The following is a 15,530-nucleotide window of genomic DNA, read 5'->3' as shown; positions in this document are numbered from 1 at the left end:
CGCCCAACCCCGGTCAGCCCGGCCGGCCGTAGCCCTTGATCGGCATCCGGTCGATCCGGTCGACGCGGACCACTTCACCGTGCCGCGGCGCGTGGATCATCTGGTCGGCCCCGATGTAGATCCCGACGTGCTGCACGTTGCGGTAAAAGAAGATCAGGTCACCGGGGCGGAGCTGGGCGCGGCCGAGCCGGGTGACGGTGCCGAACTGCCGGCGGGCGTTGTGCGGCAACTGCACCCCGGCCTTCGCCCAGGCCGCCGAGGTCAGCCCGGAGCAGTCGTACGAGTGCGGCCCGGCCGACCCCCACCGGTACGGTTTGCCGAGCTGGGCGTGGGCGAAGGCGACGACGCTGGCCGCGCGGCCGGTCGCCGCCTCGGGCAGTGGGTCGGCCGGGCTGCGGTCGGCGGCGGCGGCGCCGGACCGGTTCAGCAGCGCCTGCTGGCGGTCCCGCAGCTCGGTCAGCGCCCGGATGTCCGACTCGATCTGCCGCTGCGTGGCGGACAGCTGCCCCTGCTGCAGCAACTGCTGCTCGATCAGCGTGTTCGCCGCCCGGCGGGCCGCTTCGCTGCGGTCCCGGGTGTCGCGCAGCCCGGCGATCGTCCGCTCGTTGTCGCGGTTGATCACATCGGCGATGAGCAGTTGGTCGACGAAGTGTTCCGCCGACGCGGTGGACAGCAGGGTAGCGACGGGTCGGGCACCGTTCACCCGGTAGTTGCTGGCCGCGAGTTGGCCGACCTGATCGTGTCGGGCCGCGAGCTGCCGGTCCAGTTCGATGATCGTCTCGCTGAGTCCAGCAGCGCGTTCCTGGTTGTGGCGCAGGTCCAGCCGGATCTCGTTGTACTGCTCGACCACCGTCTCCAACTGGTGGGCCGCCTGGTCGATCCGCCGGTCCAACTCGGCGATCGAGGCCTGCGCCTGGGCCGGAGCCGGCAGCAACGTGGCGGTTACAGCGGTGACGAGGGCGGCTGCCCTACTTGCCAAGCTATTAACGGTCACAGATGGTACAACGACGGTACGTTGCGGAAGCCACGCCTGACGACACAGCCGAAGACCAGCCGACGACCCGACCGAGGCGTTGCCGGCCAGTAGCGACTACCGTCGGCGAGGTGGGAGAAACAGTGACCGGTGCCGGCGATCCGGCGGGGCCGACAGAGCCGGCGGGGCCGGGGACGTCGACCGTGCGGTTGGCGACCGGGGTGGCTGCCGTCGTGCTCGCGATGCTCGCCGGGTTCGCCCTGGGCCGGGCGGTGACCGCCCCGACCAGCATCGGCACCCAGTACGCGGCCGACGCGGCCGACGCGGCCGACCACACCCACCCGCCCGGGACCGCACCGCACGTGCACGGCGGCACCGACGGCGGTGACCAGATCTCCGGCCTGTCGGTCAGTGCCGGCGGCTACACCCTGGTGCCGGTGCGGCGACAACTGCCGATCGGCGACCAGGTCGACCTGCGCTTCCAGATCATCGACGTCGATCAGCGGCCGGTCACCGCCTTCGACGTGGTGCACGACAAGCCGATGCACATGATCATCGCCCGCCGGGATCTGACCGGTTACCAGCACCTGCACCCGACGATGGCACCGGACGGCACCTGGAGCGTCCCGGTCCGGCTGGCCGCCGCCGGCATCTGGCGGCTCTACACCGACTTCACCCTGCGCGACTCCGGCGGTTCGCCGGTCGCGTTGACGCTCGGCGTCGACCTCGTGGTGGCCGGCGAGTATCTGCCGGCCGACCTGCCGGCCGCCGCCGACACCGCCGAGGTGGACGACTTCACCGTACGAATGCGTGGGGTCGCACAGCGCGGGGTGGTGACGCCGCTGCTGTTCGAGGTGAGCCGGGCCGGCCAGGCCCCGACGCTGGAGCCCTATCTCGGCGCGTACGGGCATCTGGTCGCGCTGCGCGACGGCGACCTCGGCTATCTGCACGTGCATCCGGAGGCCGAGCTGGTCGACGGCGCGGTGAAGTTCTGGCTGACCGCCCCGAGCTCCGGTGACTACCGGCTGTTCATGGACTTTCAGGTGGCCGGCGAGGTGCACACCGCCGAGTTCACCGTCACGGTCGACTGACCACGGTCGCCCCGCCGGTGTCCGGCACCGGCGGCAGCAGGGTCTGCAGCCGGGGGGTCACCGCCCACTGGTCGACCAGCGCCCGGTAGGCCCGGTGCTGCCCGCGCCGGTCCGGTACGGCGCCGCGCCGGGCCCGCAGCAGCAGGTTGCGCGGTGTGTGCTGGGAGTCGATGAACTCGACCACGTCCACCCGGTAGCCGTACGCCCGGAGCAGGGTCGCCCGCAGCGTGTCGGTGAGCACGTCGGCGAACCGTTCCCGCAGGATGCCGGCGGAGACCAGCGGCCCGTACGGCTGCGGTGCCGGCTGCCGGCGCAGCTGGGCGGCGATGTCGTGGTGGCAGCAGGGCGCGGCCAGCACCCACCGGGCCTGCCAGTCGACGGCGCGGGCCAACGCTTCGTCGGTGGCGGTGTCGCAGGCGTGCAACGCCAGCACCAGGTCCGGTGCCGGCTCGACCGGTGCCTGCCGGATCGTGCCGGCGACGAACCGGACCTGCCCGGCGCAGCCGAGCTGATCGGCCAGCGCGGTGTTGCGCCGCCGCTGGTCCTCGCGGACATCGACGCCGGTCACCACCGGCTGCGCACCGCGGGCCACCAGGTAGCGGTAGGCCGCGAAGGTCAGGTAGGCGTTGCCGCAGCCCAGGTCGACGACGTGCAGCGGCCTGGCGGGCAGTGGGTCGGGCAGGCTGGCGGCGAGTGCCCGTAGGAACGCGTCGACCTGACGTCGTTTCGCGGCGTTGGCGCCGATCGCGGCGAACAGCGGGTCGTCCGGATCCAGCAGGTATCGCTTGGCCCGGTCGTGGTCGCCGGGGCCGGTGTCGGCCCGGTCGGCGGTCGACCGGTGCACCTGCGCCGTGCCCTTCTTGGTCACCCGCAGCTGCAGGGTGCTGGTGCTGGTCTCGACGTGCCAGTTGCCGAACGGCTCGGCGAGCAGCTGGTCGACCGCTGCTTCGGCGGGAGCACCCGGCGGCAGGTTACGGGTCACCGGCCGGGTGCCGTCGTTGGTGACGATCTGCAGATGGGTACCGGCCCGCAGGGCGACCGGTCGGAGCTCAGCCCGAACGACCGACGGGGCGGCGTTGCGCCGACGCCCGGCGGCGACCGCCCGGGTGAGCTGCGGGCTGAGCAGCAGCGCCCGGACGTCGTTGAGAGCGTCGGCGAGGGAGCGGGTCAGTTTTCGCCGCCGCTGCCCTGGTCGGTTCGGCCGGCTCCGCCGACCTGGTCGGCCCGGCCGGCTCCGCCTGAGCCACCCCGGCGGCGCCGACGGCGGCGCGTCGAACCGCCCGAGCCGCCGTCCGACGTGGCGGCGGCCGTGATCTCCGTACCGCCGGTGGACGCCGCACCGGAGTCGGTGCCGGCGCCGCCGTCGACGAGTTGGCCGCCGCGCCGCCGCCGCCGCGGCCGGCGGCTGACCGGGGCACCGTCCTCGCCGGCGGTCGTCGCGGTGGCGGCGGACCGGTCGGTGTCGTCCGGCGCGACGGAACGGCGCGACCGCGATGACCGGCGGGCGCGGCCGTCACCGCGCGCGCCGCGCTCGGCGCGGCCGTCGCCGTCTCCGCGCCGCCGTCGACCGGCGCTGCGTCCGCCGAGGTCCTCCTCGACCTCGGCGGACAGCCCGGCGCGGGTCCGATCGGCGCTGGGCAGCGTGCCGGAGACGTCGCGAGAGATGTCCAGGTCTGCGTAGAGGTGCTCAGAGGTGTGGTACGTCTCCGGCGGCTCGGGCATCTCCAGCCCGAGGGTCTTGTCGATGATCCGCCACCGGGTCATGTCCTCCCAGTCGACGAAGGTCACCGCCACCCCGGTCGCGCCGGCCCGGCCGGTGCGACCGATCCGGTGGGTGTAGGTGTCCTGGTCCTCCGGGCAGTCGTAGTTGATCACGTGGGTGACGCCGGAGACGTCCAGACCGCGGGCGGCGACGTCGGTGGCCACCAGGATGTCGATCTTTCCGGTACGGAAGGCGCGCAGCGCCCGTTCCCGGGCACCCTGGCCGAGGTCGCCGTGCACGGCGGCCACCGCGAAGCCACGGAAGTCCAGGTCCTCGGCGACCCGGTCGGCCGCCCGCTTGGTACGCGTGAAGATCATCGTCAGCCCGCGCTCCTCGGCCTGCAGGATCCGGGCGACGATCTCGATCTTGTTCATCGGGTGGGTGCGGTAGACCACCTGACGGGTCAGCGGCGGAACGCCCGCCTCCGTGGTGTGCCCGGCGTGGATGGTCACCGGGTGGCGCAGGAACCGCCGGGACAGAGCCACGATCGGGTCGGGCATGGTGGCCGAGAACAGCATCGTCTGCCGGTCCTCCGGCAGCATCGCCAGGATCCGCTCGACGTCGTCGAGGAAGCCCAGATCGAGCATCCGGTCGGCCTCGTCCAGCACCAGCGCCCGAATCCGGTCCAGCCGCAGCTTTTTCTGCTTGGCCAGGTCCATCAACCGACCCGGCGTACCGACCAGGATCTCCACGCCGGAGCGCAGCGTCTCGATCTGCGGCTCGTACGCGACGCCACCGTAGATCGGCAGCACCCGCACGCCCCGAGTGCTGCCGGCGGCGGCCAGGTCCTTGGCGACCTGCAGGCCGAGCTCGCGGGTCGGGACGACGACGAGTGCCTGCGGCACGCCGTCACCGCCCTCGGCCGGCGCGAGCACCCGGTCGATGAGCGGTACGCCGAAGCCGAGCGTCTTACCGGTCCCGGTCGGTGCCTGGCCGATCAGGTCGCTGCCGCGCAGCGCGATCGGCAGGGCGTACTCCTGGATGGCGAAGGCGTGGACGATGCCGACCTCGGCGAGAGCGGCCACCGTCTCCGGGCGGGCACCCAGGTCGGCGAAGGTGGGGCTGTCCGGCCGTGCCGGTGGGCGTTTCGCCGGCTCGTCACCGGCGTTGTGATTGAGAATGTCAGTCATCAGGTGTCGGGGGTGCCTCTCGTGGTGCGCCCCGCCTGTTCCTGAGGGCGCGTGTCGGATGCGGCGCCGCGATGGCGCCGGTTGTGTGGTGCGCACGGTGCGCGCCGGTTGTCGCCGGTGCCGGAAGGGCTCCGGTTGGGTGACGCGCCGAGCCGGCGCGTCCGATGGTCGTCGGCACCGACGTCGGGTCGGTGCGGTGCGGGTGCTGCGACGTGCCGTCTCGATGCCGGGGCGACGCGTTGTCTGCGGCGTGTCGCAGTGCGTCAATTGACGGCGCTGGCCACACGCGATCAACAGATCGCGGGCCGCACGCGCGCCGCGAACCCCGCTCGAGCATCCTCGACGGCCGCAGCATTGCTGACCATGGTAGCTGACGGTCCGCGTCGACGTGCAGATCCTCGGCGACGGTGGCGGACCGACGACTCAGCTGTGGTTCTTGTCACGCCGCCGGGGTGGTGCAGGCGCAGCGGCAGTGACGAAGGGCACGGTCGGCGGCGATGTCGGCCGGACAGCTTCGCGGCCGAGTCGAAGTCGCGACCGGAGCGGCGATCTGGCGGGTGATCTGGGCGGACCGATCCGGATCAGGGTGAACCGATCCGGATCGGTGCGGTCGGTGGCCGGCAGTCGGCAGCCGGTGGCCGGCAGCCGGGAGCTGGCTTGGCGGCTTCGGGGCCGGTCCCGGCCAGGTCAGCGGACGGTGAAGCCGACCGAGCGGGGAGCGGCCTCGGCGATCTCCACGTACGCGATCTTGCTGACCGGGACGATGACCCGGCGGCCGCGCTCGTCGGTGAGTGACAGAGTCCCCTCGGTCGTGATTGCCTGGGTCACGATCTGCTCGATCTCAGCCGGTGACTGGGCACTGTCCAGGACGAGCTCGCGCGGCGCGTACTGCACGCCGATCTTGACCTCCACGGGTCCTCCTTGAGGTGGGCGAAAACAACGCCAACGCGAAGGTTAGCCGATGCGGACGCGCTGTGGTCAGGATGCCTCACCCTGCAGCGGGAACCCGGCGATGCCCCGCCAGGAGAGTGCGGCGAGCAACGACTCGGCTTCGTCCTTTGGCACCTGTCGACCACCGGCCAGCCAGAACTGGGCGGCGGTCTCGGCCGCGCCGACCAGCCCGGAGGCGAGCAGTTCGGCCCGGGATCGACTCACTCCGGTGTCCGAGATGATGGTGTCGGTGATCGACGCGATGCACTCGCGTTCGACGCGTTCCACCCGTGCCCGTACCAGCGGTTCGTTGCGCAGGTCGGAGTCGAAGACCAGCCGGAAGGCGCCGCTCTCCTCGTCGACGAAGTCGAAGTAGGCCTGCACCGCCCCGCTGACCCGCTCCTTGTTGTCGGTGGTCGCGGCCATCGCGGCGGCGACCTTCGCGATGATCGCGTCGCAGTGCGTGTCGAGCAGTGCCAGATACAACTCCAGTTTGCCCGGAAAATGTTGATAAAGCACTGGCTTCGACACACCGGCCCGCTCCGCGATGTCATCCATCGCCGCCGCGTGGTAACCCTGTGCGACGAACACCTCCTGGGCGGCGGCGAGTAGCTGCTTGCGGCGGGCGGACCGTGGCATCCGGGCCGGTCGGCCGCTTGTCTGTGCGTCGCTCGACGCAGCGGTCATGTCGAACCTCCGAGTCCGGTCGCGGCCATCTGGTCGGCGAAGATACGAAACGATCAGTGCATTTCACCTGGCCGGTCAATTGGCCCGACGTTGCAACTTATCGCCACTGTCAGCACACGGTAGCCTCAGCGGGGGCGACCGAGGAGCGCACGGTGGACGAATCAGGTGAACCCCGCGGGGGCGCACCGGGACCAGAGGACGGCGGAGCGGATCCGCGAGACCGACGTGACCAGGGCATGGGCGGTTGGACGGGGTCGCCGACCCGGTGGTCGGACGGCTCCGGTGTCGGGCCGGACACCGACCATGCCGGTGCCGGCTGGGCCGCCCGCGACGAACCGGTGAGCGGCCCGCACTGGGATGACCCGCCGTCCCGGTACGCCGAGGTGCTGCCGTTCACCCGTACTCCACGCGGCGGCTCAGCCGCCCGCGGCTCCCGCAGCGCCGACAACGGCCGCGCCGCAGCCGTCAACGGCCGGCCGGTCACCGGGCCGGCCGAGACCGTCGTACCGACCCCACGCCCCGCGCCGGCCGGTGAGTCGATCCAGCCGGGCGGCGCGGACACCGTACGCGCCGACGACGAGCCGGCCGCCCGGGTGGCCGGTGGACCTGCGCACGACCCACCCGCAGCTGGCCGCCCGGCCGAGCGCCGGGGCGGTGACAACCCACGCCCGACCCCGACGCCGGTCAACCCGCCGCCCCGCTGGCAGGAGACGGCCCGGGTGGTGCCGACCGCGCCGCTGCGCGCGGTGCCGGTGGCCTCGGCGGCACCGGTGTCGCCCGCCCGGCAGGCCCGCCCCGGCACCCCACCGGGCTTCCGACCACCGACGACCAGTCGGCCAGGCGGGCAACGATCCGAGCCCGAAAACCGCTCGGTCGAACCCGACCGGCAGCGCACCGCGCAGTCCGACCTCCCGCCCGACCGGCCCGGGATGTCGTCCGACCGGCCCGGTTCCCCGGGCGCGCGGGCCGACCGGTCTGCTGGCGGCCCCGCCAGCCGTACGGCGGACGCAGCTGGACCCGACGACCCTGCCCGACGTGACGATCCTGCCGGACGCGACGACCCTGCCCGACCCGATGACCTTGCCGGACGCGACGACCCTGCCCGACCCGATGACTTCGCCCCGGCACCGCCGCAGCCTGCTGGGCAGCCGTCCAACGCCGGTCTGCTCCGGCAGCCGACCGGCGAATGGCCCGGTCCAGATGCTGGCGGGCCGTGGTCCCGGCAGGTGACCGGCGGATGGGCCTGGCCCGGTGCCACCGACGAGCGGCGACGGCCGGTCCCGACCAGCGCCGCACCTGTCGCCGACCAGTGGCATCGACAGAGCGCCACCGGCGAATGGCCGCGACCGACCAGCTCCGCAGCCTGGGACCGGCCCTCCGGCGACGAGGCGGGCCAGCGGATCCAGCGTGGTCAGGGGTCGCCCTCCGGGCCCCCGGCCGGCGATCCGGACTGGCCGTACGGGCAGCACTGGTCGGCGTCGGAGCCGGGCTGGACGGACGGGCCGACCGATTCGAGCTGGGCGGCCGCGGAATCTGGCGGTCAGGTGTGGGCGGCCGAGGCCGCCGGTGGGCCGGACGACCCGGCGCAACGGGACGACCCCGAGTCGTCGGCCTGGTCCGACGATCGGACCGCCACGGCTGACAGCGGCTGGTCCGGTCCGCCGCCACCGAGCTGGGGCGGCGACGACCGCAGCGGCTGGCCGGGCGCGGCGGGCGGCGAGTCGGGCTGGGCGATGCCAGATCCGCCGACCGTGCCGGAGGAGATGCCGTGGCGCCCCGACCGCCCGGCCGACCTGGGTCAGGCCGCCGGATACCGGCCGGCCAGTGGCCAGCCCCGGTACGAACCGACGGCTCCCACCGGCGGGCAGTACGAACCGACGGCTCCCGCCGGGCAGTACGGACCGGGGCGGGCCGGCCAGGGCGACAGCGGCGGGGATGCCGACGACCTGATGCCCCGCCGCCGGGCGGTTTCCCGCCGCGCGGACGACGAACTGGGCGAGGCGACGTCGTCCGGGCCGGCTGGCGCGTCGGTCCCTGTGGAGCCGCCTGGGGCACCGGTCACTGCCGAGCCGGCCGGTGGCGCGCTGCCGCCGGTCGAACATCCGGCGAATCTGTCCACCACCCCCATCGCGGCCGCCGCGCTGGACGCGTTGCCGCAGCGGGTTCCCGCTGACCCGGACGTGCCGACCGTGCCACAGCAGTTGCCGCCGGTCGAACACGCGGCGGAGACGCCGGAACTCGCGCGGATCGCGTCCCACCTGCGCCGAGGCGACGTCGTCGACCAGCCGCAGGAGCGGCCGGAAGGCTTCGACGTCGGAGCGATCCTGGCAGCGGTACGCGGCGTCGGCGGAGTTCGGGACGCCTCGCTGCGGACCACCGACGCCGGTGCCCACAGCCTCCGGCTCGACCTGGCCGAGGGTGCTGACCCGGCCGAGGTGAGCCGGCTGGTGGCGCGGCTGCTCCAGGAACGGATGGGCCTGGCGGCGGCCCCGCAGAACCTGCCGGGTGTCGAACCCGACCACGGGCTGCCGGCGTTGCCCGGCCGCGCCGATCTGCCGGCGCCGAGTCGGCCGCCGGGCCTGACGGCACCGCCGCCGACGGCGCCGGGCGGCATTCCCGGCTGGGTCGCCCCGGAACCGGCGGACGTACCGCGCCGCCGCCGACAGCCGTTGGGTCCCCGCCCCGGCCAGGACGACCCGCCGCCCCGGCACGCGGGTGCGGCCGCCGCTACATCCGCTGTGCCGTGCCCGGAGCCGGCCGGTACCGCGCCGGAGAGCGGGCCGCCCCGGCCGCTGAACCCGGGTGGCCGGCCCGGCCCCCGGGTCGTGCTGGACCACGTCCAGGTCAGCACGTTCGGCGTGGACGCCACCGTCGAGGTGCGACTGACCGCCGGCCAGCGGACCACGTCAGGAGTGGCGACCGGGCCGGCGGTCGACGGGTACGTGCTGCGGTTGTGCGCGGCGGCCGCCGCCTCGGCGATCGAGAAGCTGTTGGCCGGCCCGGCCGGCGCGGCGGACCGGGGACGGTGCATCGTCGAGCACGCGGCCGTGGTGCCGATGGGCGGCTGCGAGGTGGCGGTGGTCGTCGTCCTGCTCGCCTGCGGTGGCTGGGTGGAACAGCTGGCCGGTTCGGCGGTCGTCTCGGGGGACCCGCGGCAGGCTGTGGTGCGAGCCACACTCGCCGCCGTCAACCGGCGACTGGACGCTCTGCTGGCCTGATCGGCACGCGCCTGCGGCCTGATCCGCAGGGGTCCGGCGGCCTGCCCGGTCGCTCAGAGGCCCGGTCGGCGCTCCGGGGTGCCCGGACCGACGCGCCGGTCCGGGGTGCCCGGACCGACGTTGGCTGTGGCACGCTGGTCAGCGATGTCCGACCGCCGTACCCGCCCGACGCGCCGTGGCCACCCGACCGGGGCACGGAGCCGGTCGGCGCACCGCCGGCAGCGGGGGGACGCGTCGCGTACCCGCCGACGGCAGCTGCGGTGGCCGGTGCTGGCGGCGGTGCTGGTGACCGTGCTCGGGCTGGCGGCGATCGGGTTCGCGTTGCCCCGGGTCGGAGTGGGCGGCGACCGGGACGCGGTGGCCGCGCCACCCGGCGGCACCACTGCGGCGACGCCCAGCGTCGAACCGCCCCCGACGACCGGTCCGCCCCCGACGACCGCGCCGCCCGCGCCGGTGCTGCGGCTGTCCGGCACGGCACCGTCGGCCGGCAGCGGCGAGTTCGACTTCAGCTCGAAGCAGGGGAAGATCGCCGGTCGGTCCGGCACCCTGCGCCGCTACCGGGTGGCCGTGGAGATCGGGTCCGAGGAGGACGTCGAGGCGTTCGGTGACGCGGTGGAGAAGTTGCTCTCCGACGACCGGAGCTGGATCGGCGGCGGTCAACTGCGCCTGCAGCGGGTGCCGGACCAGGCCGGCCACGACTTCACGGTCTACCTGGCCACGGCGCAGACCGCCGCCCGGATGTGCCAGGCCGGCTGGGTGGACATCCGGATCGACGGCAAGCCGTACACCTCGTGTCGGGCGCAGGGCCAGGCGATCATCAACCTGGACCGCTGGCGGTTCTCGGTCGACCACTACGTCAGCGGCGAGGTCCCGCTCGACGTCTACCGGGCGTACGTGATCAATCATGAGGTCGGCCACGAGCTGGGCTACGGCCACGAGCGCTGCCCGGGGGAGGGCGAACCGGCCCCGGTGATGATGCAGCAGACCCTGTTCCTCAAGGGATGTGTGGCCAACCCGTGGCCGTTCCTGGCCGGTGAGCGGTACGCCGGTCCCCCACTGTGATCGGTCCGCTCGGCGGATCGTCGGAGGATACGGGGCGTACGGTCGGATTGAGTCCCTGAACCGATGGTCCCCGCGCGTCGTTCGGGCCTTACCGACATGACGTGACAATCTGGGCAGGTCAGGCCAGGGATTCGCGCCGGTTCGCCCCCTGCCGTGCACCAGTCCGACCGGCGCGGGTGGCGAAGCACGCCATGAGGGGCGGGCCACGATGCACGACCGACGACGAGTCACCGAGGAGCCGGACCACCGGCCGAGCAACGGGCCGGACCGCCAGGGGACGGACCGCCAGCGGGATCACCGGACAGAGCGTCGACGGGCGGCGCGTCGCCGACGCCGCCGGGCCGGGGCACTCGTCCTGGTAACGATGGCGGCGGCGCTGATCGTCACCGACGTCCTACGAGCCGGTTCCGGCACCACCGGGCTGCTGGCGGCCGCGGTACGCGAGCCCGGCCCCGGCGGCGGGGCGGCGCCCGCCGGCAGCGCACCGTCGGACGGCGCCGGCCTGCCGCCGACCTCATCGCCGGCCCCGTCGCCGGCCAGCTACCCGCAGACCGGGCCAGGCACCTTCGGTTACCTCACCGGGACCGGCCGGCTGCTCGGCTGGGCCGGGGACCTCCGCCGGTTCCGGGTCGCCGTCGAGGACGGGACCGGTCAGCTGGCCGACGAGTTCGCGGCGATCGTCGACGCGACGCTCGGCGACGAACGCAGTTGGATCGCCTCCCGGCAGTTCCGGCTGCAGCGGGTGTCCCGGGTCGACGCCGCCGAGTTCACCATCTACCTGGCCACCCCGGGCACCTCGGAGCAGATGTGCGCGCTCGGTGGGCTGTCCACCGAGAAGTACACCTCGTGCCGACTGCCCGGCCAGGTGATCATCAATCTGGCGCGCTGGCTGGAGGCGGTGCCGCACTACGACGGAACGCTCGCCGAGTACCGCGCCTACGTGATCAACCACGAGGTCGGTCACCAGTTCGGCATGGGACACGAACTCTGCCCGGCACCCGGCCGGCCCGCTCCGGTGATGCAGCAGCAGACGTACGGAATGCAGGGCTGTGTGGCCAACGGCTGGCCCTACCTGGACGGCAGGCGGTACGCCGGCCCACCGATGACCTGACCGATGACCATGACCGTGACCGGGCGACAGCGCCGGCGGCTATTCCCGGATCCCGGATGGCGGGCGGTGTCGCTACTCATGGCCGAGTCGGCGCGAAGCGAGCAACAATAGCGCAGCCAGCATTGCCGATCCCGGGGAGTTCACCGTGTCGTTGCCCCCGCTCGTCGAACCCGCCGCCGAGCTGACCGTCGATGAGATCCGCCGCTACTCGCGGCACCTCATCATCCCGGATGTCGGGGTCGACGGCCAGAAACGCCTCAAGAACGCCAAGGTGCTCTGCGTGGGCGCCGGTGGGCTCGGCTCGCCCGCCCTGATGTACCTGGCCGCGGCCGGTGTCGGGACGCTGGGCATCATCGACTTCGACACCGTCGACGAGTCGAACCTGCAGCGCCAGATCATCCACGGCCAGTCGGACATCGGCCGGTCCAAGGCCGAGTCGGCCGCCTCGTCGGTGCGGGAGATCAACCCGTACGTCAACATCCAGATCCACGACGTGTCGCTGGACAACGACAACGTCTTCGACATCTTCGGTCAGTACGACCTGATCCTCGACGGCACCGACAACTTCGCCACCCGCTACCTGGTCAACGACGCCTGCGTGCTGCTCGGCAAGCCGTACGTGTGGGGGTCGATCTACCGGTTCGACGGTCAGGTCAGCGTCTTCTGGGACCAGCACGGCCCGAACTACCGGGACCTCTACCCGGAGCCGCCGCCGCCCGGCATGGTGCCGTCCTGCGCCGAGGGCGGCGTGCTCGGGGTGCTCTGCGCCTCGATCGGGTCGATCATGGTCACCGAGGCGATCAAGCTGATCACCGGCATCGGTGACCCGCTGCTCGGCCGGCTGATGGTCTACGACGCCCTGGAGATGACCTACCGGGTCATCAAGATCCGCAAGGACCCGAACGGCGAGCCGATCACCGGGCTGATCGACTACGACGATTTCTGCGGCGCCGTGTCGGCCGAGGCCGAGGAGGCGGTCGTCGACTCCACCATCACCGCCCGCGAGCTGAAGGACTGGCAGGACGCCGGCAAGGACTTCTTCCTGGTCGACGTCCGGGAGCCGGCCGAGTACGAGATCGTCAAGATCCCCGGCTCGACGCTGATCCCCAAGGGCGAGTTCCTCAACGGCGAAGCCCTGGCGAAGCTGCCGCAGGGCCGGCAGATCGTGCTGCACTGCAAGTCCGGCGTACGGTCGGCCGAAGCCCTCGCCGCGGTCAAGGCCGCCGGTTTCACCGACGCCGTGCACGTCCAGGGCGGGGTGCTCTCCTGGGTCAAGCAGGTCGACCCGTCGTTGCCCAGCTACTGATCCAGCCCGCCGGCCACCACCCGCTGTGCCGCTGACGACGGCGCCGCCGGGGATCTGGTCCGTCCAGGTCCCCGGCCGGCTAGTTGACCTTGACTGGGTTACCGAGGCGGACCGCCGGACCCGCCGGTAGCCTGTCGTCCGTGGTCGATCTGGATGCTGCCATCGGGTTCGTAGTCGCGCACGGCGACACTGTGGACCGGGCCCGGCTGTCCTGGTTGCGGACCGGGGCCGCCCCGCAGCCCGACGCACTCACCAGCGCCGAGGTCGGGCAGGCCCCGGACGGCGGCTGGCCCGCCTTCTGGGCCGGCGACGTCGCCTCGGTCGACGCCACCTGCTTCCGGCTCGCCGAGCTGGACGACCTCGGTGCGCTCGACCGGCCACCGGCCCGCAAAGCGCTCGACTGGCTGGCCAGCCGGCAACGGGCCGACGGCAGCTGGGAAGAGGACGAGAGCCTGGCCGCCGAGGCACCCGACTGGGCGCGGCCCGGCGACCCGGAAGCCACCTACTACCTGACCGCCAACGCCGGCTACTGGCTGAGCGTCGCCGGTGCCGACGGTGCCGGCGGTGCCGGCGACCCCGGTCACCGCGCCGCCGCGCAGCGCGCCGCCCAGTACCTCGGTGCCCAGATGCGCCCGGACGGCACCTGGCCGTCGTACCTGCTGGCCGGCTGGCTGGCCGCCGCCACCCTCTACCGGCAGACCATGTTCTACGAGTCGGCCCGGATGCAGGTGGTGCTCAACGACCGGCTCGCCACCATGGCCCCCGGCGACGTCGCCCAGCTGGCCGCCGCGCTACGCCGGGCCGGCCTGGCCGACGACGACTGGCTGCTGACCAACGCCCGCCGCCGACTGGCCACCACCCAGCGCAGCGACGGCGGCTGGGACAGCGACGCAGGCGACGCGTTCGAGGTGCACGTCGTCCTGGCCGCGATCCGCGCCTGCCGCTGACCGGGCTGCCGGCGCGCGCCCCGCCGCTGACCGGGTTACCCGCGCAGGTGGCCGTCGCCGGTGACCACGTACTTCGTCGAGGTCAGCTCCGGCAGCCCCATCGGCCCACGGGCGTGCAGCTTCTGGGTGGAGATGCCGATCTCCGCGCCGAAGCCGAACTGCCCGCCGTCGGTGAACCGGGTCGACGCGTTCACCATCACCGCCGCCGCGTCGACCCGGGCGGTGAACTCCCGGGCGGCGCTCGCCGAGTCGGTGACGATCGCCTCGGTGTGCCCGGTGCCGTACCGCTTGATGTGCGCCACCGCCGCGTCGAGCGAGCCGACGACGGCGACCGAGATGTCCGCCGACAGGTACTCGGTGGCGAAGTCCTCGTCGGTGGCCGGCACCACGTCGGCCGAGAACGCCGCGACCTCCGGGGTGCCGTGCACGGTCACATTCGCGTTACGCAGTTCCTTCAGCAGCTTCGGCAGGAACGCCGCCGCCACGTCCACGTGCACCAGCAGCGACTCGGCGGTGTTGCAGGTCGACAGCCGCTGTGTCTTCGAGTTGACCGCCACGGCGAGGGCCTTGTCCAGGTCGGCGGCGGCGTCGACGTACACGTGGCAGTTGCCGACGCCGGTCTCGATCACCGGCACCGTCGACTCCTCGACCACGGTGCGGATCAGGTCCGCCCCGCCGCGCGGGATCAGCACGTCGACCAGGCCGCGCGCCCGCATCAGCTCCTTGACCGAGTCGCGCGACGAGGCGTCCAGCAGCTGCACCGCGTCGGCCGGCAGTCCGACGCCGGCCAGTGCGTCCCGCAGCACCTCGACGAGGATCGCGTTGGAGTGCGCCGCCGACGACGAGCCGCGCAGCAGCGCCGCGTTGCCCGACTTCAGGCAGATCCCGGCGGCGTCGACGGTCACGTTCGGCCGCGCCTCGTAGATGATGCCGACCACCCCGAACGGCACCCGCACCTGGCGCAGCTCCAGACCGTTGGGCAGGGTCGAGCCGCGTACCACCTCGCCGACCGGGTCGGCCAGGCCGGCCATCTCCCGCAGCGCCTGCGCCATGTCCTCAATGCGCTGCTCGTTGAGCGCCAGGCGGTCCAGGATCGCCGTCGACAGGCCGTTGGCCCGTCCGGCGTCCAGGTCGGCCGCGTTCGCGGCCACGATCTCGGCGGTACGGGCGACGAGCGCATCGGCCATCGCCAGCAACCCGGCGTCCTTGGCCGCCCGGGTCGCGGTGACCAGCTCGTCGGCGGCCACCCGCGCCTGCTTGGCCTGCTCGGTCACGCTCACGCTCGCGCTCATTGTCGTCGTCTCCTCACATGT

Annotated in this window: 12 protein-coding genes; 6 read left to right on the top strand and 6 right to left on the bottom strand. The window is 73.1% G+C overall.

Annotation, left to right across the window (positions count from 1 at the left end; all coding sequences use genetic code 11):
* Positions 1–13: 13 nt before the first annotated feature.
* Positions 14–979: an NlpC/P60 family protein gene (locus tag ACFHWU_RS04820; protein WP_416551218.1), complete on the bottom strand. Its 966-nt coding sequence runs from the start codon at positions 977–979 to the stop codon at positions 14–16.
* Between the two features lie 125 nt (positions 980–1,104).
* Here ACFHWU_RS04820 and ACFHWU_RS04815 point away from each other — a divergent pair, with 125 nt between their 5' ends.
* Entirely contained in the window at positions 1,105–2,064 is a 960-nt protein-coding gene (locus tag ACFHWU_RS04815; RefSeq protein WP_416589891.1) for a hypothetical protein, read from the top strand.
* Here the strand turns inward: ACFHWU_RS04815 and ACFHWU_RS04810 are convergent.
* From ACFHWU_RS04810 to ACFHWU_RS04795, 4 genes are all read right to left on the bottom strand, one after another.
* The gene (locus ACFHWU_RS04810; protein WP_416589944.1) at positions 2,051–3,235 is read right to left on the bottom strand and encodes a class I SAM-dependent methyltransferase; all 1,185 of its coding nucleotides are present in this window, start codon (positions 3,233–3,235) and stop codon (positions 2,051–2,053) included. The two genes, ACFHWU_RS04815 and ACFHWU_RS04810, sit on opposite strands and share 14 nt — an antisense overlap.
* Positions 3,232–4,956 (bottom strand): DEAD/DEAH box helicase, encoded by a 1,725-nt coding sequence (locus ACFHWU_RS04805; protein WP_416551220.1) that lies wholly within the window; start codon positions 4,954–4,956, stop codon positions 3,232–3,234. Before ACFHWU_RS04805 ends, ACFHWU_RS04810 begins: the two co-directional genes overlap by 4 nt.
* 687 nt (positions 4,957–5,643) lie before the next feature.
* Complete coding sequence (locus ACFHWU_RS04800) at positions 5,644–5,868, bottom strand: DUF3107 domain-containing protein (protein WP_278173586.1); 225 nt, start codon at positions 5,866–5,868, stop codon at positions 5,644–5,646.
* Positions 5,869–5,934: 66 nt separating this feature from the next.
* The gene (locus ACFHWU_RS04795) at positions 5,935–6,573 is read right to left on the bottom strand and encodes a TetR/AcrR family transcriptional regulator (protein WP_278173588.1); all 639 of its coding nucleotides are present in this window, start codon (positions 6,571–6,573) and stop codon (positions 5,935–5,937) included.
* A 236-nt stretch (positions 6,574–6,809) separates the two neighbouring features.
* On the opposite strand from ACFHWU_RS04795, the gene ACFHWU_RS04790 reads away from it, so the two are divergent.
* The 5 genes from ACFHWU_RS04790 (at position 6,810) to ACFHWU_RS04770 (ending at position 14,217) form a co-directional block, all read left to right on the top strand.
* Positions 6,810–9,791 carry a hypothetical protein gene (locus ACFHWU_RS04790; RefSeq protein WP_416589890.1) on the top strand — a complete coding sequence of 994 codons (2,982 nt, stop codon included), beginning with the start codon at positions 6,810–6,812 and terminating at the stop codon, positions 9,789–9,791.
* A 144-nt stretch (positions 9,792–9,935) separates the two neighbouring features.
* The gene (locus ACFHWU_RS04785) at positions 9,936–10,853 is read left to right on the top strand and encodes a DUF3152 domain-containing protein (RefSeq protein WP_416589889.1); all 918 of its coding nucleotides are present in this window, start codon (positions 9,936–9,938) and stop codon (positions 10,851–10,853) included.
* 208 nt (positions 10,854–11,061) lie between these two features.
* Positions 11,062–11,964, top strand: coding sequence for a DUF3152 domain-containing protein (locus ACFHWU_RS04780; protein ID WP_416551223.1), 903 nt, complete (start codon positions 11,062–11,064; stop codon positions 11,962–11,964).
* A gap of 145 nt (positions 11,965–12,109) precedes the next feature.
* Positions 12,110–13,270: an adenylyltransferase/sulfurtransferase MoeZ gene (moeZ, locus tag ACFHWU_RS04775; RefSeq protein ID WP_416551224.1), complete on the top strand. Its 1,161-nt coding sequence runs from the start codon at positions 12,110–12,112 to the stop codon at positions 13,268–13,270.
* 140 nt (positions 13,271–13,410) lie between these two features.
* Positions 13,411–14,217 (top strand): prenyltransferase/squalene oxidase repeat-containing protein, encoded by an 807-nt coding sequence (locus ACFHWU_RS04770; RefSeq protein WP_416551225.1) that lies wholly within the window; start codon positions 13,411–13,413, stop codon positions 14,215–14,217.
* 35 nt (positions 14,218–14,252) lie between these two features.
* On the opposite strand, the gene ACFHWU_RS04765 is transcribed toward ACFHWU_RS04770, so the two are convergent.
* Complete coding sequence (locus tag ACFHWU_RS04765) at positions 14,253–15,497, bottom strand: glutamate-5-semialdehyde dehydrogenase (RefSeq protein WP_416589943.1); 1,245 nt, start codon at positions 15,495–15,497, stop codon at positions 14,253–14,255.
* Positions 15,498–15,530: the final 33 nt, after the last annotated feature.

Source organism: Micromonospora sp. LOL_015 (genome assembly GCF_048060275.1).
GTDB lineage: Bacteria > Actinomycetota > Actinomycetes > Mycobacteriales > Micromonosporaceae > Micromonospora_E.
This window is presented reverse-complemented; position numbering and strand designations above follow the sequence as displayed.